This is a genomic window from Haloglomus irregulare, assembly GCF_007421925.1.
In the GTDB taxonomy this organism is placed as follows: Archaea; Halobacteriota; Halobacteria; order Halobacteriales; family Haloarculaceae; genus Haloglomus; species Haloglomus irregulare.
In genome coordinates this window covers 200,399-217,505 of sequence record NZ_QMDX01000005.1, presented here as the reverse complement: position 1 = coordinate 217,505, position 17,107 = coordinate 200,399, and the positions used below count along the sequence as shown (strand labels likewise).

At 70.3% G+C, this 17,107-nt stretch carries 14 protein-coding genes; 8 read left to right on the top strand and 6 right to left on the bottom strand.

Annotated features, from left to right (window positions below; translation table 11 throughout):
- Window positions 1–4 precede the first annotated feature (4 nt).
- The 5 genes from DP107_RS10390 (at window position 5) to DP107_RS10370 (ending at window position 7,088) form a co-directional block, all read left to right on the top strand.
- Entirely contained in the window at window positions 5–1,600 is a 1,596-nt protein-coding gene (locus tag DP107_RS10390; RefSeq protein ID WP_144262093.1) for a sensor histidine kinase, read from the top strand.
- Window positions 1,601–2,274: 674 nt separating this feature from the next.
- Window positions 2,275–3,447 (top strand): phosphotransferase family protein, encoded by a 1,173-nt coding sequence (locus DP107_RS10385; RefSeq protein WP_202877389.1) that lies wholly within the window; start codon window positions 2,275–2,277, stop codon window positions 3,445–3,447.
- Between the two features lie 60 nt (window positions 3,448–3,507).
- Window positions 3,508–5,214 (top strand): acyl-CoA synthetase, encoded by a 1,707-nt coding sequence (locus tag DP107_RS10380; RefSeq protein WP_144262091.1) that lies wholly within the window; start codon window positions 3,508–3,510, stop codon window positions 5,212–5,214.
- A 58-nt stretch (window positions 5,215–5,272) separates the two neighbouring features.
- Window positions 5,273–6,340, top strand: coding sequence for a phosphotransferase family protein (locus DP107_RS10375; RefSeq protein WP_144262090.1), 1,068 nt, complete (start codon window positions 5,273–5,275; stop codon window positions 6,338–6,340).
- Between the two features lie 91 nt (window positions 6,341–6,431).
- Window positions 6,432–7,088: a trimeric intracellular cation channel family protein gene (locus DP107_RS10370; RefSeq protein WP_144262089.1), complete on the top strand. Its 657-nt coding sequence runs from the start codon at window positions 6,432–6,434 to the stop codon at window positions 7,086–7,088.
- 204 nt (window positions 7,089–7,292) lie between these two features.
- Here the strand turns inward: DP107_RS10370 and dnaK are convergent, their stop codons facing one another.
- The 4 genes from dnaK to DP107_RS10350 all read right to left on the bottom strand — a co-directional run bounded on the left by dnaK (window position 7,293) and on the right by DP107_RS10350 (window position 12,375).
- Window positions 7,293–9,236, bottom strand: coding sequence for a molecular chaperone DnaK (gene dnaK / locus DP107_RS10365; protein ID WP_144262088.1), 1,944 nt, complete (start codon window positions 9,234–9,236; stop codon window positions 7,293–7,295).
- Between the two features lie 168 nt (window positions 9,237–9,404).
- On the bottom strand, window positions 9,405–10,217 hold the full coding sequence (locus tag DP107_RS10360; protein WP_144262087.1) for an endonuclease/exonuclease/phosphatase family protein: 813 nt from the start codon (window positions 10,215–10,217) through the stop codon (window positions 9,405–9,407).
- Window positions 10,218–10,321: 104 nt separating this feature from the next.
- Window positions 10,322–10,930, bottom strand: coding sequence for a nucleotide exchange factor GrpE (locus DP107_RS10355; RefSeq protein WP_144262086.1), 609 nt, complete (start codon window positions 10,928–10,930; stop codon window positions 10,322–10,324).
- A gap of 77 nt (window positions 10,931–11,007) precedes the next feature.
- Window positions 11,008–12,375 (bottom strand): MFS transporter, encoded by a 1,368-nt coding sequence (locus DP107_RS10350; protein WP_144262085.1) that lies wholly within the window; start codon window positions 12,373–12,375, stop codon window positions 11,008–11,010.
- A 151-nt stretch (window positions 12,376–12,526) separates the two neighbouring features.
- On the opposite strand from DP107_RS10350, the gene DP107_RS10345 reads away from it, so the two are divergent.
- Together DP107_RS10345 and DP107_RS10340 are read left to right on the top strand one after the other, a co-directional pair.
- Window positions 12,527–13,945, top strand: a complete 1,419-nt coding sequence (locus DP107_RS10345; protein ID WP_238330851.1) for a DEAD/DEAH box helicase family protein — start codon at window positions 12,527–12,529, stop codon at window positions 13,943–13,945.
- 222 nt (window positions 13,946–14,167) lie between these two features.
- Window positions 14,168–14,542, top strand: coding sequence for a hypothetical protein (locus DP107_RS10340; protein WP_144262083.1), 375 nt, complete (start codon window positions 14,168–14,170; stop codon window positions 14,540–14,542).
- 113 nt (window positions 14,543–14,655) lie between these two features.
- On the opposite strand, the gene DP107_RS10335 is transcribed toward DP107_RS10340, so the two are convergent.
- The gene (locus DP107_RS10335) at window positions 14,656–14,973 is read right to left on the bottom strand and encodes a hypothetical protein (protein ID WP_238330850.1); all 318 of its coding nucleotides are present in this window, start codon (window positions 14,971–14,973) and stop codon (window positions 14,656–14,658) included.
- 125 nt (window positions 14,974–15,098) lie between these two features.
- Between DP107_RS10335 and DP107_RS10330 the strand changes: the two genes are divergently transcribed.
- On the top strand, window positions 15,099–16,643 hold the full coding sequence (locus DP107_RS10330; protein ID WP_144262081.1) for a DUF790 family protein: 1,545 nt from the start codon (window positions 15,099–15,101) through the stop codon (window positions 16,641–16,643).
- A gap of 24 nt (window positions 16,644–16,667) precedes the next feature.
- Here the strand turns inward: DP107_RS10330 and DP107_RS10325 are convergent, their stop codons facing one another.
- Window positions 16,668–16,949 carry a hypothetical protein gene (locus tag DP107_RS10325; protein ID WP_144262080.1) on the bottom strand — a complete coding sequence of 94 codons (282 nt, stop codon included), beginning with the start codon at window positions 16,947–16,949 and terminating at the stop codon, window positions 16,668–16,670.
- Window positions 16,950–17,107 lie beyond the last annotated feature (158 nt).

Sequence of the window (17,107 nt, the reverse complement as noted above, 5' to 3'; positions counted from 1 at the left end):
ACGAATGCGCGGACGGCTGAACTACAGCGGCCTCATCATCGCCGTCGTCGGGTTCGTGCTGACCCGTTTCACGGTGAGCCTGGTACTCTACGACGACCCGATCCGGTTCTACTTCGCCGGGGTCGTCCCGCTCCTGCTGGGACTCGGCCTCGCGGCCTTTGGAGTCGCGCTCGTCGTCGCCGATGTCGACCCCCTCCTGGTTCGGCAGACGGCGCGATGGTGTCTCGTCGGGACGGGAGCGATGCTGGTCCTCGTGCTCCTCACCATCGTCGGGTCGACCGGCGGCCGACTCCCGACGGTCGAGACCGTCCAGTCGGAGCTCGAACTGTCGAACTTCCTCATCGGCGGGAGTATCGGCGGCACCTTGACCGGACTGTACGCGGCACGGACCCGGCGACAGCGTCGCGATGTCCAGCAACTGGCCAACCGGCTGGAGGCTCTCAACCGGATGCTCCGCCACGAGATACTCAACGCTGTGACGGTCATCCAGGGGCAGGCATCCCTCTCGGACGAGCAACACGACGGGGACTCGGGGATCATCCGGAAGTACTCGGACGCCATCGCGGACACGGTCGACGAGGTCACCTATCTCACGCGAAGCGCCAAGCGTGCGACCGGTCGGGAGACCACCGACCTCGGGAGTTCGCTCCGGAACAGCATCGAAACGATCGAGGACCGATATCCGGATGCGACCATCGCGGTCGACGCGCTTCCCGATGAGCTCCCAGTCCGGGCGAACGGGCGTCTGGAACGGGTCTTCACGCATCTGCTCGAGAACGCCGTCAGCCACACGGCCGCCGAGACGCCGACGGTGTCGGTCGGGGTTGACGTGACGGCGTCGGGCGTCGAGATCAGCGTGCACGACACGGGTCCGGGGTTGCCCGAACCACAACAGACGCTCCTCGAAACCGGCGAGATCACCGAGTTCGACGACCCGAACGACGGCTACGGACTGAACGTCGTCCGGTTGCTCGTCGAGAGTTTCGGTGGAACCATCGAGACGGATGTGACTGACGATGGGACGAGTATCGCCGTTCGTCTGGCCCGCGGCGAGCCGAATTCGAGTGGTATCGAGTCGAGCCGGACCCGGCTAACCGGCCTCACCCTCGACGGCTCCCGCCTGGCGGTCACGCTCGGGGCGTCCGTGCTGGCCGGCGTCGGGTACGGGTCGGTGGCCGAGTGGCTGGGAGGCTCGGTGGCGGCTATCGGTGTCTTCTACGGGATCGCCAACCCCGTGGTCGGCTGGCTCACACATCAGTTCCACAGCGCGGTCTTCGCGTTCGTCTTCGCCGGGTTCGTCTCGTTCGCTCCCGAGCGGTACCGGAATGACGTCCCCGCCCATCTCGCCATCGGAGTCGGGTGGGCACTGGCCCTGTGGGTCGGCGCTGCGGGCGTTATCGCGCCTGTCTGGCTGAGGTTGCTCGGGCAGCAGGTTTCGATCCCGAACCTCTCGGTGGTGCTGCTCTGGAGCCACCTCGTGTGGGGAGCGTCGCTCGGCGTGCTGACCGCACTGGGCCACCGATACGTCACGCCCTGGCTGACCCGGGTCACTGGACGGGAGGCGATGGTCGAGACGGACGACCGGCCGTCCTCATCCTGACAGCAGCACAGCGGGTCGGCGGGATACCGCTGACGGGGGGCTCCGTGACGTATCCGCCGCCCGTCGGGGGTGCTGGTCGGTCCGCTCGAGCGAGCCCCGGCCTCTGCACAGTCACGTGCTGTGCACGCCTGGCGGAGCGGCTGCCGTTCCAGGGGACGAGCGGCTCTCGGGAATCGTATCGGATTCGTGGTTTCTCCCCTTTTTGATTCTGGGAACCCGACTCCGGAACGGAAAAGACGGTATTACCGCCGTATCAGCCGGTTATTGGGGCTGGTGGAGATCCGCCGCCGGAGGACTGATACCCGGCACCGGACCCTCGGACCCACACCGCCGACTCGTCATCGGGTGTACGCCCGTCGTGGTCGGGACACCGCCCCTCCTGGGGCCGGTAGCCCCGGTCGCCGTGCTGTTGCTCGCGCTCGGGGCCTCCTCACTGGTCCCGTCCGGGAGTCGCCCCGCGCAGCGGTGGAAGCTGCCGCCAGCGGCCGTCGGGGCGTTCGCTGCGACCGCGACCGTCGGCCTGCCGTTCGACGAACTGTCACCCCCCGATTCCGGCGGCGTGTCGGCCGCCGCCGGCGGGGTGGCAGCGGCCGTGGGCGCCCTCATGCTCCTCCGCGCGGCCCGGGCGCTCTGGGCGGGGGCGACCGAACGGTTTTGTGCCGCGGGCGACAGCGATGGGCATGACCGAGGCGGCCGAACTCGTCGACCAGACCGCGCTGGCCGAGTTCTGTCGGGAGGAACTCGGCGGCGGTTCCGGAGCGGAGCTGTCGGTCACCTACCACGGCGACGGGCTCTCGAACGAGACCCTGTTCGTGGACTGGGGGGACCACGAACTCGTCCTCCGCCGGCCACCGGCCGGAGCCCACGACGAGGGGGCCCACGACGTGCTCCGGGAAGCACGGGTGATGGATGCGGTCGCCGGCGAGGTGCCGGTGCCGGCGGTCGCGGCGACCTGCGACGACCCCGAACTGATCGGCTCGGAGTTCGTCCTTCTGGAGCGGCTCGACGGGGACGTCCTCCGGACGACCGAACCCGGGCGGTTCGCCACCGCCGACGCGCGGCGAGCAGTCGGCGAGCGACTGGTCGACACGCTTGCGGAGGTCCACGCCGTCGATTACGAGGCCGTCGGACTCCACGAGGGCGAGTTCGGCTACCCGGCGGGCTACCTGGAACGGCAGGTCGAGACCTTCCGGCAGCAGCTCGAGGAGTGGCTCCTCCCGATGACCGAGCACGACCGTCAGGTCCCGCATATCCGGGCGGTGGGCGAGTGGCTCGCCGAGAACGTCCCCGACGAGGCCGACCACACGCTCGTCCACGGCGACTACAAGCTGGACAACGTCATGTTCGCGCCGGGGACGCCGCCCTCCGTGGCGGGCGTGCTGGACTGGGAGCTGGCGACGCTCGGGGACCCGCTTGCGGACCTCGGGTGGATGCTCGTCTTCTGGCGGGACGGAGGGGCGCGAAGCGCCCCGGGCCGTGCGAGCGGGGAGCGCGGGGTCGAAGACCCCGGCGAGCGGCACCGCTGCGAACGGAACGACCCGCGAGCGGCCGGCGACCCCGAGCCCGTGCTCCCGGAGGGGCTCGTCCCGACGTTCATGCAGCAGTCGGACTACCACAGTCGCCGGGAACTCGTCGCTCGCTACGAGGAGCGGACCGGTCGCGAGTTCAGGAACGAGCGGTTCTACCGCGGGCTGGCGGCGTACAAGATCACCGCCACCTGCGAGGCGATGTACTTCCGCTACCGCTCGGGCGACGCCGACGACCCGCTGTATCCGGCATTGGAGGAGGGGGTACCGGCGCTCGCCCGCCGGGCACGGCGCATCGTCGACGGCGAGGAGCCACTGTAGGGGGTGGACCCGTGTGAGGGCGGGGCAAACCGTTTTGAGGAGTCCGTGGGTGTGACGGCCATGGCCACGACCGAACGGCTGGACAGGTACCGGCTGCACGAGCACGACTGGGAGAGCTTCGAGGCGCTCCGCGAGTGGTTCGAGTGGGAGGTGCCGGACCGGTTCAACATGGCCGCGTACGTCTGCGACCGGTGGGCCGAGGAGACGCCGGAGGCAACGGCGCTGTTCGTCGAGGACCACACCACAGCGGGCGACGCCCGCGGGGACGGGTCCGGGGCGACGGGGTCGTACACGTTCGCGGAGTTCGAGGCCGAGGCGAGCCGGTTGGCGAACCACCTCGCCGCGAGCGGTGTCGGGCACGGCGACCGGGTCGGCGTGAACCTGCCACAGAAACCGGAGACCGCCATCGCCCACGTCGCGGCCTGGAAACTCGGGGCGGTCTCCGTGCCGCTCTCGACCCTGTTCGGTCCCGACGGGGTCGGCTACCGGCTGGCAGACGCCGACGCTACGGCCTGCGTCGTGGACGAGAGCAACGCCGACGCGCTGCGTCGGGCCCGTGACGAGTACAATATCGGGCTGGGGACAGTGCTGGTCGTGGACGGGGCGCCCCAGGACGACGAGCGGGCGTACGCCGACGCGGTGGCCGAGCAGGACGCCGACCGCGAGGCCGTCGAGACCGACGCCGAGGACGACGCCCTCCTCATCTACACCTCCGGGACGACGGGCGACCCGAAGGGGGTCAGGCACGTCCACCGGATGCTGCTCGGCCACCTGCCGGGGGTCCAGACCAACGCGAACTTCGAGTTCGGCGAGGGGTCGCGCTTCTGGACGCCGGCCGAGTGGGCCTGGATCGCCTCCCTGTTCGATCTGGTCTTCCCGGCGCTGTACTACGGCCGGCCGGTGCTGGCATACCACGGCGGCGAGTTCGACCCGGAGGCGGCGTTCGATCTCCTCGACCGCTACGATATCACGATGGCGTTCATCCCGCCGACCGCGCTCCGGTTCATGATGCAGGTCGACAGCGCGGGGTACGACGTGGACACCGTCGAGGCCATCGGGAGCGGTGGCGAGTCGTTGGGTGAGTCGGTCTCCGAGTGGGCCGAGGCGACGTTCGGCGGCGCGCTCGTCCACGAGGGCTACGGCCAGACGGAGGCGAACGTCACCGTGGTCGAGAACGGGGAACTCGCCGAGAAGCGGGCGGGCAGCATGGGGCTGCCCGCACCCGGCCACGAGGTGACCATCGTCGACCCGGAGACCGCCGAGGCGCTCCCACCGGGCGAGGTCGGCGAGATAGCGGTCCGGTACGAGGGCGACCCGGTCTGCTTCGTCGAGTACTGGAACCAGCCGGCGAAGACCGACGCCAAACTGCGGAACGGCTGGCTGCTCACCGAGGACCTCGCGCGGATGGACGAGGACGGCTACGTCTACTTCGAGTCCCGCAAGGACGACGTCATCATCTCCTCGGGGTACCGGATCGGGCCGGAGGAGATCGAGGAATCCCTCGCCAGCCACGAGGCCGTGGCGGACGCTGCCGTCATCGGCGTCCCGCACGACGAGCGGGGCGAGGTTCCGAAGGCGTTCGTGCGGCTGGCGGACGGGCGCGCCCCCAGCGAGGGGCTACGCTCGGCGCTGATGGACCACGTGAAGGACCGACTCGCGACCTACGAGTACCCCCGCGAGGTCGAGTTCGTGGACGAACTCCCCCGGACCAGCACCGGCAAGGTCAGGCGACAGCGCCTCCGCGAGCGGGAGGGCATCGCCGACTGACGCTGCGACGCTTCCGACCGGGGGAAGCTATTTGCTCGTCGCCCCCGGGTACCGTGCCATGTCGGACCAGGCCGATTCGACGCTCGATACCGCGGCCCTCCGGACGTTCCTGACCGACGAGTTGGGCCCCGCCGAGCGTTTCGCCGTCACCGGCGAGGGCGGGGGCTACTCGAACGAGACCCTGTTCGTCGAGTGGGGCCCCCGCTCGCTGGTCGTTCGCCGGCCGCCCCCGGACGAGACCGCGGACACCGCCCACGACGTGCTCAGGGAGTACCGTATCCTCGACGCGCTTCAGGGAACCGACGTCCCCGTCGCGCCGACCGTCGCCTCGTGTGACGACGACTCGGTGCTGGGGGCGCCGTTCTACGTGATGGACCGGGTCGCGGGCGATGTCATCCGGACCGAGGAACCCGACCGCTTTGCGACCCCCGACCGCCGGGACGGGCTGGCCGACGCGTTCATCGGCGCCCTCGTCGCCGTCCACGACGTCGACTACGACGCGGTCGGACTCGCGGCCGGCGAGTTCGGCTACCCAGAGGGCTATCTCGACCGCCAGGTCGAGCGGTTCCAGGAGGCCTGCATCTGGGCGCTTGACACGACGAGCGAGGAGCGCGAGGTGCCCGAACTGTACGAGGTCGGCTCCTGGCTGGCCGAGCATGCGCCCGCGGAGAGCGACCACACGCTCGTCCATGGGGACTACAAGCTGGACAACGTCATGTTCGCGCCCGCCGAGCAGCCACGGATCGCCGGCGTCTTCGACTGGGAGATGAGCACGCTGGGCGACCCGCTGGCGGACCTGGGCTACGCGCTTCAGTTCTGGCCGGACCCGGACGACGGGACGCGCGTCGTCTCCGAGCAGTTCGCGCCCCCGTTCCTGGCGCGTGAGGACTACCCGACGCGGGCCGAATTCCTCGCCCGCTACGAGCGCCGGAGCGGCCGCGAGTTCACCGACCGGCGCTTCTACCTCGCGCTCGCGGCGTTCAAGATGGCCGCGCTCGGCGAGATGTTCTACGCCCGCTACCTGCGCGGCGGCGTCGACAGTGAGATGTACCGCCGGATGGGCGAGGGGGTGCCCGCACAGGCCGAACGCGCGCTCGCCATCATCGAGGGCGAGTGGACGCTGTAGGGTCTCACCGCGCCGGTGCCGCCGGGTGGACGGCCCCCGGTCGATCGCGGTAACGTAGCACTCAAACGCGGCTCCCCCGTAGCGGGTCGTAGTGTTACAGGACGTCGTCACGACGCTGTTCGGCGACCCGTTCGCCGTGATGAACACCATCGGGCTCGTCGCGTTCGCACTCGTCGGCGCCTCGAAGGCGATCCGCGAGGAGTTCGACGTGCTCGGTGTCACCATCGTCGGCCTGTCGATGGCGTTCGCCGGCGGCGCGACCCGTGACCTCCTCGTGACGCGCGTGCCGCTGGCACTCCAGTCGCCGGCCGAGATCACCCTCGGGCTGCTCGGTGTCGGCCTGGCGGTCGCGCTGAACCTGGTGCTGTCGGCCCCGGAGACGCATCCGGCAACGCTCGTCTCGGACGCGATCGGCCTCGCCGCCTTCGCGACGACCGGGGCCATCGTCGCCGCGGCGGCAGGGGTCTCGGCTTTCGGTATCGTCGCCATCGCAACCATCAACGCCGTCGGCGGCGGTGCGGTCGCGGACGTCCTGCTGGACCGGGCCCCGTTCATCCTCTTCGAGGATTTCTACGCGAGCTGTGCCGTCCTCGGTGGGACGGCCTACTGGGCCGCTGACGCGCTCGGCGCGACCGGGAGCACTGCCGCCACGGTGTGTGTTGCCATCACCGTCGGGACCCGCCTGACTGCGGTCACCTACGATTGGGAACTCCCGACGGTGGCGGACGAGGGACGGCTGGGCGAGTGAACCGCCGCCGGCCAGCCACCGCCGGGTTCGTACTGCGGAAAGGGCCACGCGTCTGAGGACGTCCTGCCGGCTGCTCGGACCAGCGCTTCAATAACAGTGCAGTACTGAATCCTGGTAGGAGACAGGCCGGTGACAAGAGCCGCGGGCGCTGATCGCTCCTCGTCGATGTCGTCGGACTACGTCCGACGGGCTGAGGAAAACGACTCAGTCTTCGTCGTCTTCCTCGACGTCCTCGAAGTCGGCGTCGACGTACTCCTCGTCGTCACCGCCCTGGGGCCCGGCGCCCGCGCCGGGACCGGCGCCGCCGGGACCACCACCCATGCCGCCCGGACCCGGGCCGCCGGGGCCCGCACCGGCGCCGCCGGCGCCGGCCTGGGCCTGCTGCTGGTACATCTGCTTGCCGATCTCCTGGAGCTCCTCGCTGAGCGACTCGGTGGCGGATTCGAGCGCCTCCGAGGCGGCGTCCAGCTCGTCGGTCTCGACGTCCTCGTACTCCTCAAGGGCTTCCTCGACGCGGTCGATCTCGGCCTCGATATCGCCGCGGAGGTCGTCGTCGATCTCCTCCTCGTTCTCGTCGAGCAGCGTCTCGGCGCGCTGGACGGCCGACTCGGCCTCGTTGCGCGACTCGACGAACGCGCGGCGCTTCTCGTCCTCCTCGGCGTGCTCCTCGGCTTCGGCCTGCATCTCCTCGATCTGCTCGTCGCTGAGACCGGCACCGCCCTCGATGGTGATGGACTCGGCGTTGCCCGAGCCCTTGTCCTCGGCCTCGACGTTGACGATGCCGTTCTCGTCGATGTTGAACGTCACCTCGATCTGCGGGGTGCCCGCGGGCGCCGGCGGGATGCCGGTGAGCTGGAACTCGCCGAGCAGCTCGTTGCCCTCGGCCATCTCGCGCTCGCCCTGGAAGACGCGGACGTTGACCATCGTCTGGTTGTCAGCGGCCGTGGTGAAGATCTTCGACTCCTCGGTCGGGATGGTGGTGTTCTTCTCGATGAGCCGCTCGAACAGGCCACCCTTCACCTCGATACCGAGCGAGAGCGGCGTCACGTCAAGCAGGACGATGTCGTCCACGTCGCCCGAGAGGACACCGCCCTGGATGGCAGCCCCCAGCGCGACGGCCTCGTCCGGGTTGACGGACTTGCGCGGGTCCTGCCCGGCCATCTCCTCGACCTTCTCCCGGACCTGCGGCATCCGCGTGGAACCGCCAACGAGCAGCACCTCGTCGATATCACCCTTGTCGTAGCCGGCATCCGAGAGCGCCTGCTCCGTCGGCCCGACCGTCCGCTCCAGGAGGTCGGCAGTGAGCGATTCGAACTTCGCGCGGGTGATGGTCGACTCCAGGTCCTTCGGGCCGTCGTCGTCGGCCGCGATGAACGGCAGCGTGACTGTCGCCTCCTTCCGGTTGGAGAGCTCGATCTTCGCCTCCTCGGCGGCGTCGTTCAGCCGCTGGAGCGCCTGCCGGTCCTCGCGGAGGTCGATGCCGTGCTCGGCCTCGAACTCGTCGGCGAGGTGATCGATGAGCGCCTGGTCCCAGTCGTCGCCGCCGAGCCCGTTGTCACCGTTCGTCGCGACGACCTCGTAGACCCCGCCGCCGAGGTCGAGGATTGAGACGTCGAAGGTGCCGCCCCCGAGGTCGTAGACGAGGACGGTCTGGTCGGACTCGTCGTCGAGGCCGTACGCCATCGACGCGGCGGTCGGCTCGTTGATGATGCGCTCGACCTCGAAGCCGGCGATCTCGCCGGCGTCCTTGGTCGCCTGGCGCTGCCGGTCGCTAAAGTAGGCCGGAACCGTGATGACTGCCTTCTCGATCTCGTCGCCGAGGTAGTCCTCGGCGTCGCGCTTGATCTTCTGGAGGATCATCGCCGAGATCTGCTCCGGCGTGTACTCCTCGCCGTCGATGTCGACGGTGTAGCCGTCCTCGCCCATGTGCCGCTTGATGGACTGGATGGTCCGTTCGGGGTTCTGGACGGCCTGGTTCTTCGCCGGCTTGCCGACGAGACGCTCGCCGTCGTCGGTGAACGCGACCACGGAGGGCGTGGTGCGGTCGCCCTCGGCGTTCGCGATGATCTCCGGGTCGCCACCCTCCATCACCGCGAACGCGGAGTTGGTGGTCCCCAGGTCGATGCCGAGGATCTTGTTGCTGGCCATGTTGTTCTCCACTACCGGTCTGCCGCCGTTAAGCCTTGCTGAATCCCCTCGTTCCGGCGAGCAGCCATCCCTCGCCGTCTCGCGGTTTCACCTGACCGCCGTCGCCCGGGACCGGGACGCTGATACGGAATCGCGAAGGGGCCGCTCGGAGCGTCTCCTCGCCGACGTCTACCCGTCCCCGGATGCGGACAGGTCGGCGACCACCGGGAGGTGGTCCGACGGGTGTCGCCACGTCGCGTCGGCCCCCGTGGCCACCGCGTAGAGGTCGGCCGCGAACCCCCGGATCAGGACGTAGTCGATGCGCCTGTCCCGCGTCGGGTCGCGGTCGGTTCCCTCCTCGACTGCCTCCCCGTCGAAGCCGACGTACGTCTCGCCGGGGCCGACCCGCGTGTCGGCGGCGAGTCGAGCGTCCCTGAACGGCCCCGGCGTCTCGACCAACGAGCGGTACGGCGCCGACGCCGGCCGGGCGTTGAGGTCCCCGACGAGGAGCGCCGCCCCACCCGCGAACCGCTCGCGCACGAGCCGGGCGCTCTCCCGGCGTGCCACCGTCCCCTCGTGGTCGAAGTGGACGTTGCAGAGGTCGAACGCCTCGCCGGTCGCGCGGTCGCGGAACGAGACCTCGGTCGCGATGCGGGGCACGGACGCGTCCCACCCGACCTCGCCCACCGCCGTCGGGTCCGGCGCGAGGGCGAACGTCCCGGACGAGTCGGCGGCGAGCCGCTCCGGTCGGTAGCCGACAGGGGTGTGCTCGCCGCCCCAGTGGCGCTCGGCGGCCCACTCGTAGCCCGGCAGCCGCTCGCGGAGGTCCGGGAGCTGGTCCTGCCACACCTCCTGCAGACACAGGACGTCGGGGCGATGGAGCCGGACCGTCGCGGCCACGCCGTCGCGGCGGTTCGCCCAGGCCCGCGGCCCCTGGTCCAGCGACGCGTAGCGGACGTTGTAGCTCATGACCCGGAGCGGCTCGGCCTCGGCCCCGGTCACAGTCCGAGCCCTCCGGCGACGCCACGGCGTGCTGTGCGAGCCGGCATCTGCCGGTGGTGTGGCGGCCGTCGAGAAAAGCGTATGCGCGTGGGTCCGGCGTCGGCTCAGTCCCCGTCGGAGACGGTGACCTGTGCGGCCTGCAACACCTTGTCGGCCATCTCGTAGCCCGGTCGATGGAGTTCGGCGACGGTCCCTTCCGGCTGGTCGCTGTCGACCCGCATCAGCACCTCGTGGCGCTGGGGGTCGAGTTCCGTCCCCGGCTCCGGCTCGATGCTGGTGACGTTCTCGGCGTCCAGCACGCGGTCGAACTGGTCCAGCGTCGTCCGAACGCCGCCGCGGATGTCGGCGTCCTCGTCCTGTTCGAGGGCCCGGACCAGGTTGTTCCGGACGTCCAGTAGCCGCTCGACGAGCTCCTCCGTGGCGCGGGCCTTCTCCGTCTCGCGCTTGCGCTCCATCCGCTTCTTGAAGTTCCTGAAGTCGGCCTGCTTGCGCTTGAGCTGCTCCTCCAGATCCTCGACGCGGGCCTCGTACTCGGCGGCGGCGTCCTCGGCGTCGTGGCGTGCCGACCGCAGCGAGGCGATCTCCCGGGCGATGGTTTCGGGGTCCGCCTCGGCGACCCGCTCGACCAGCTCCTCGTCGGGGTCCACGTCCGGCGCCCCCGCGGCCTCGTCGGCCGCGTCCTCGGCGTCAGCCGTGGCGTCCTTCTCGCTCATGGGGCGGGATTGTCGACGCCACCGGATAAGGGTTCTATTTCCGCGTCTCCGCCGGCTCCGGACCGAGGCGTCCCGCTCTACGCGTACGCCTCGAACTCCCGGCCGTAAACGGCGAAGTAGGCCACGCCGGCCAGCCCGACGACCGTCGCCGTCCCGAACGCGAGTTCCGGGCCGGCGGTGAGGGTCATCGCGGGCAGACCGACTCCCTCCAGCGGGAGGACGACCCGCCAGTCGCTCCCGTAGAGCCAGCCGCCGAGAGCGGCGCTCGGGATGACGACGGTGTTCCGGAGGAGGTAGTAGGTGCCGGTGACGCGGCCGCCGGCGTCCCGCTCGGCGGGCCCGACGATCAGCGCCTTGTGGGCGGGGAGGCCGGCGAACCGGAGCCCGGAGAACGCGAACAGCGCCACCAGCGTCCACTGGTCGGCCGGCGCGCTGATGAGCAGGACGGGGAAGACGGCGTAGACCAGGAAACCCAGGCCGACGACGGGCTTCAGACCGGTGTACTCCGCGAGCTTCGAGACGGGCGCCTTCGTGACGATGGCGACCGCTATCTCGACGCCCAGGAGCACGCCGAAGAAGGCATCCGGTCGGAGGCGCAGGCCGAACCCCCGGAACCCCACCTCGAGGAACTGCGTCACGACGATGACGAAGAAGACGTAGACCATCCCGTTCGCGAAGCGGACGAGCGTGTCCGCGACCAGCAGCGGCCGCAGCGTCGCCGGCATCTCCCGGAGGTCACGTTTCACACCGGCCAGCCCCGCGAACGAGTCGCCGAGGGTGTCCTCGCTCGCATCGTAACGGACGTGCTGGACGACTGTCGCGACGGCGCCGAAGACGAGTGCGAGCAGGAGCACCAGCCGGAAGCCGTCGAGGAAGGTGGCGGTGACAGCGAGCAGCGCCGCGGCGAACAGCGGGCCCAGCAGGAAGCCGACGCGACGGAAGATCTCCGTCGAGGCGAAACCCATCGCGAGCCGGTTCGGCGGGACGCTCTGCTTGACGATGGCGAACGTCGCCCCCAGTCCGAACGACTTCCACGACTGGGCCAGAAACAGGCCGAGGAAGATCCAACCCCACGCGGGCACCGTCACGGGGCCCAGAGCGAACGCGCCGAGTGCGGGCGCGAGCCACCAGAGCGCGAAGCCGACGGTGCTCACGACGGCGAAGCCGGTCAGCGCGACCCGCGAGCCGACCCGGTCAGAGAGCGCGCCGCCGGGGTACGGGTAGACGGCGCCGATGAGGTTGCCGGCGCTCCCGTACAGCCCGATGACGCCCGCGCCGGCGCCGAGCACCCGCAGGTACTCGGGGATGTAGCGACTCGTCATCTGGAAACTCAGGCTGAACGCCAGCATCGCCAGCGACAGCACGAGCACGTCCCGCTCCAGGCCGAGGAACTGGCGGAACGAGTCGAAGAGATCGAATGAGTCCGGTTCCTGTTCGGTCGCCATGATCGGTCAGGGGCCGGGCCGCACGGCCGGTCCTGTGGTACCCTTCCGGCCGTGGTCTCCTAACCGTTTGGCCGCGGCGCCCCACGTGTGGTCGGTCATCGAACCGGCCGTAGCCGCGGGATTCAACACCGGCGGCCCCGGACCGTCGGTTGTGGCCGAGACCGACCGCGACGGCGTCCGGCTCCGGTTCGACGAGGGCACCGTCCGCGTGACGGGCCCCGGGTCCGTCATCGGGGACCTGCCCGGCGTCGAGTGGGACGACCGCTCGGAGACCTGGCGCGCCCCCGCCCATCGCTATGCCGACCTGCGGGCGGCGCTCGACGACTGGGAGGCCCCCGTCGACGACGCGGTACTGACGCCCGCCGACCTGCCCGACCTGCGGACCGCGTACGAACTGCGGGACTACCAGGGGGCGGCTCTGGAATCGTGGCGCGACGCCGACTGCCGGGGCGTCCTCGAGCTGCCGACCGGGAGCGGGAAGACCGTCATCGCCATCGCGGCCATCGCCGCCCGCCGCGAGCCGACACTCGTGGTCGTCCCGACGGTCGACCTGTTGGACCAGTGGGAACGTGAACTCCGCGCCGAGTTCGACGTCCCGGTCGGCCGGCTTGGCGGCGGCGAGCAGCGCGTCGAGCCGATCACCGTCTCGACGTACGACTCGGCGTACCTCCGGGCGGACGCGCTGGGCGACCGCTTCGGGTTCGTCGTGTTCGACGAGGCCCACCACCTCGGGGGCGAGGGCTACCGCGACATCGCGCGGCTGCTCGCGGCGCCCGCCCGCCTCGGCCTGACGGCGACGTTCGAGCGCCCCGACGGCGCCCACGAGGTGGTCGCGGCCCTCGTCGGACCCGTGGTCCACCGCCTCTCCGCCGAGGACCTCGCGGGGGACCACCTGGCCGCGTTCGATATCAAGCGCGTCGCCGTCGAGCTAACCGACGAGGAGCGCGAACGCTACGAGGCCCACCAGGGCACGTTCACCGACTACCTCGCGTCCTCGGGCATCCAGCTGCGCTCGGGCAGCGACTACCAGGAGCTGGTCAAGCGGTCCGGTACCGACCCGGCAGCCCGTGAGGCGCTGCTGGCCAAGCAGCGCGCACGCGAGGTGATGATGAACGCCGAGGGGAAGATCCGGGAGCTGGAGCGGGTGCTCGACCGCCACCGCGACGACCGCGTCATCGTCTTCACCGCGTACACGGACCTCGTCTACCGGCTCTCCGAGCGGTTCCTGATGCCGGCCATCACCCACGAGACCGGCGCGGCCGAGCGCCGAGAGATACTGGAGCGGTTCCGCGAGGGCCAGTACAGCCGGGTCGTGACGGCGAACGTCCTCGACGAGGGCGTCGACGTGCCGGACGCGAACGTCGCCGTCGTCCTCTCGGGCAGCGGCAGCGAGCGGGAGTTCACCCAGCGGCTGGGCCGGGTGCTCAGGCCCAAGACGGACGATGCCTCCGTGGCCACGGCCCCGGAGGCGACCGAACCGGCGACGCCGTCCCGCACCGGCCGTGCGTTGCTGTACGAACTCGTCACCGAGGAGACGGCCGAGGAGCGGGTGGCGCGACGGCGGCGGTGAGACAGAACAGCCGAAACGAGACCGCGTCCGTCCTGCGGATACACTGGATCGGGACGACACCTATCGGCCGCTGCATTCGCTGCAATCCCGAGTAACTGACAGAACGACAGTGCCGGATACTGGGCGCGGACGGTGCAGAAGAGGTCCCGTTATCCGCGTCTGCACGTCTGTTCCCCGTGGGTGTCAGAAGACAGTTGCCACCGAACCTGGTCCCGTTGCGGTATGAACCCCACCCGCCGAACCGTGGTGCAGGTGCTGGCGGTCGGTTCCATGGGCATCGCGGGCTGTAGTGACCGGTCCAGTACGATCGAGTTCCGGCTGGTTCGAGCGAACGTCTCCGCGTCGAAACGAGAACGTATCACGCCAATCAGGTGCGCCAACGTGACGCCAGAGGAACGAGAGCTCATACAGACGGCAATCGAGAGCGACCAGTACACGTCGGGAATCGGCTCGGCACCCCCCGGATTGGAACGGCTCCGAGAACGGATACGCGACCATGATTCCGGTGGGGTTGAACTCTATCTCAGCTGTGACGAACGGCTCTACCGGGTCGGCTTCATCAACGGTGACCACGTCCTCGCCGACCCCGACCGGTGATGTTTGAGGAGTATTGGTCTGCTGCATGCAGACTCTCTTTTCGGCAGGCGTTCCGGAACCCCTCACCAACTGAGGCGTTCAACGGCGCTCCCTCGTCGGAATCCACTACCTTCTCACGGAGTCCGCTCGCCGAGAGGGTCACGGGTCCGCTTCGTCCCCTTCCGGATGAACTCCACTCGCCCCGGCGCCGTGGCGTTGGGCGTGCGCATCGAACTTGCGGGGTCGGGCGCGACCCGGTCCACGGTGGCTTCGACGCGTCCGTGGGGCAGGCGCTCCCCGAACCTCGACAGATCCGGCGCGTGCCGGTGACAGGGCAGGTAGACCGGCTGGCCGTCGGTCACCGGGAGCGGGGCGTCCAGCAGGGGGCGGTCGTAGCTGGCGGGCTCCGAGGCGTCGACACCCTCGGCCGGCCACGGGGAGCGCACCGGCACTCGCGTCCCCGACGGGGTCGGTCCGTGTCGCCTCGACCGTCCCGGCGCAGGCGGGCGGCGACGTGAGGGTGACGGCCCCACCCGGGCGACGGGCTTATTCGGTCGGTTGCCCACCCTCCAGCCGGATGCTGACGAAGGACCTGCTCCGGGTCTCCCGCGCCGGCGGCGGCTACCACCCGCAGTTCGTCGGCGACGACCCGGACGCCCGGTCGCTGGCGGCCCGCGTCATCGGCGTCTACCAGGGACACGTCGGCGAGGAGCGGGCCGACCTCGAGGCGGCACTGACGGAGCTGGAGCGGGATGCGAGCGACTTCAAACTCGTCCGCGGGTTCGCGAAGCTGCTGGAGCGCGAGGCGACGTTCGAGACGCGGGCGACCGTCGACCCGCCGCGTGCCCGGCGGGCCGCCTTCGAGGCGGCCGAGGCGGTCGGGGTCGTGACGACGGCCGAGCGTGACGAGGCGCTGACCCGAGCGGCCGACTCGCTGGACGCCGGGGTCGACGCCGTGGCCAGGTCGCTCTACGCCGACCTCGACGACCGCGCGGTCATGACGGCGTTCGATTCGCGCTACGACCCCGCTGCCCTCGTCGCGCAGTACGACCTCTCGCTGGCAGGGACCGCGCTGTTCGACGCGCTCGAGGTCCGCGTGCGGTCGACGGAGCCGAAGGAACTCGTCTCGGCGGTCAAGCGGCTGCGCCTGATGTACGAGGTCCGCAGACTGCCGGAGCCGGACCGCGACGAGGGACCGAGCGACCGCGAGGTCGTGGTGACGGGGCCGAGCGCGCCGTTCTCCCGGTCGCGTCGCTACGGCACCCGCTTCGCGCGGCTGCTGCGGACCGTCGCGGGCGCCCCCGCCTGGCGGCTTGAGGCGACCGTCGACGACCGCGGCACGGAGCGCGAACTCGTCCTGACGGACGCGGACGTCTCGGTCCCGGCCACGGAGCCGGTCGTGGAGCCGTCGTACGACTCGGGCGTCGAGCGCGACTTCGCGACCCGGTTCGAGGCGCTGGACCTCGACTGGGAACTGGTCCGCGAGCCCGAACCGCTCGCGACCGGCAGTCGGGTCGCAATCCCGGACTTCGCGTTCGACTACCGGCCGGGCGAGGCGCGGCGGTTCCGCGTCTTCTTCGAGATAATGGGGTTCTGGACCCCGGAGTACGTCGAGAAGAAGCTCTCGCAGCTGGCCGGGCTGGAGGACGTGACGATGCTGGTCGCGGTCGACGAGTCGCTGGGCGTCGGCGAGGCGGTGGCGGCGCTCACGGATGGCGCCATCACCTACCACGGGACGGTCCGCGTGAAGGACGTGGTCGACGCGCTCCGTGAGTACGAGACCACGCTGGTCGCGGACGCGGCCGCGGCGCTGCCGGACGCGCTGACCCCTGCGGACGACGTGGTGACCATCGAGACGCTCGCCGGGCGCCATGGGGTCGGCGAGGCCGCCATCGAGGGCAAGCGCTTCCCCGAGCACGACCGGATTGGTCGGACGCTCGTCCGCCCCGCGGTGCTCGACGCTCTCGCCGAGCGCATCGAACCGGGGATGACGCTGGAGGACGCAGAGACCCTCCTCGACGAGTACGGGCTGGACGACGCGAGCGCGGCGCTCGCCGCCCTGGGCTATCGCGTGGAGTGGGATGGGCTGCGCGGTGGAACGGTCCGGTCGAAGGAGGACTGACGGACGGCGTGGTCGTCCCCGCGGTCACTCCCCGGAGACGACCGCGCGGTTGCAGTCCAGACACTCCGGCACGAACTCGTGGGTCGTCGACTCGACGAACCGCATCTCGCGGCGGGGGACGTCCGCCTCACAGCGGTGGCATCGGTAGTGTGCTGCCGGCAGCCAGCAGTCGTCGGCACAGAGCCGGATCCGCCGGTCGCACTCCGGGTCCGGGTGCGCCACCTCACGGAGCGGTCCCTCCGACTCCCGGCAGCGCCAGCAGACCGGTATGCCGGCCGTCGACCCCTCGGAGCCCGTCCCGGTCATGTCACCGGTCCCCTCACCTTCCTCGTCACCGAGGTGTCTATGACGCCGCCGAAGCGCACGACACCCACGGGTGAACGGTCGTCATCCATCGGTCCGAGCTACGGCCCGGACACGTAAAAATAATACTACAGTTTCGAGTAAAACAACAGGATTATCGA

Excerpts from the sequence above, each read along its gene's own strand:
- DP107_RS10390 (WP_144262093.1), top strand. The coding sequence starts at position 5 with ATGCGCGGACGGCTGAACTACAGCGGCCTCATCATCGCCGTCGTCGGG.
- DP107_RS10385 (WP_202877389.1), top strand. The coding sequence starts at position 2,275 with ATGGGCATGACCGAGGCGGCCGAACTCGTCGACCAGACCGCGCTGGCC.
- DP107_RS10380 (WP_144262091.1), top strand. The coding sequence starts at position 3,508 with ATGGCCACGACCGAACGGCTGGACAGGTACCGGCTGCACGAGCACGAC.
- DP107_RS10375 (WP_144262090.1), top strand. The coding sequence starts at position 5,273 with ATGTCGGACCAGGCCGATTCGACGCTCGATACCGCGGCCCTCCGGACG.
- dnaK (WP_144262088.1), bottom strand. The coding sequence starts at position 9,236 with ATGGCCAGCAACAAGATCCTCGGCATCGACCTGGGGACCACCAACTCC.
- DP107_RS10355 (WP_144262086.1), bottom strand. The coding sequence starts at position 10,930 with ATGAGCGAGAAGGACGCCACGGCTGACGCCGAGGACGCGGCCGACGAG.
- DP107_RS10350 (WP_144262085.1), bottom strand. The coding sequence starts at position 12,375 with ATGGCGACCGAACAGGAACCGGACTCATTCGATCTCTTCGACTCGTTC.
- DP107_RS10340 (WP_144262083.1), top strand. The coding sequence starts at position 14,168 with ATGAACCCCACCCGCCGAACCGTGGTGCAGGTGCTGGCGGTCGGTTCC.
- DP107_RS10330 (WP_144262081.1), top strand. The coding sequence starts at position 15,099 with ATGCTGACGAAGGACCTGCTCCGGGTCTCCCGCGCCGGCGGCGGCTAC.
- DP107_RS10325 (WP_144262080.1), bottom strand. The coding sequence starts at position 16,949 with ATGACCGGGACGGGCTCCGAGGGGTCGACGGCCGGCATACCGGTCTGC.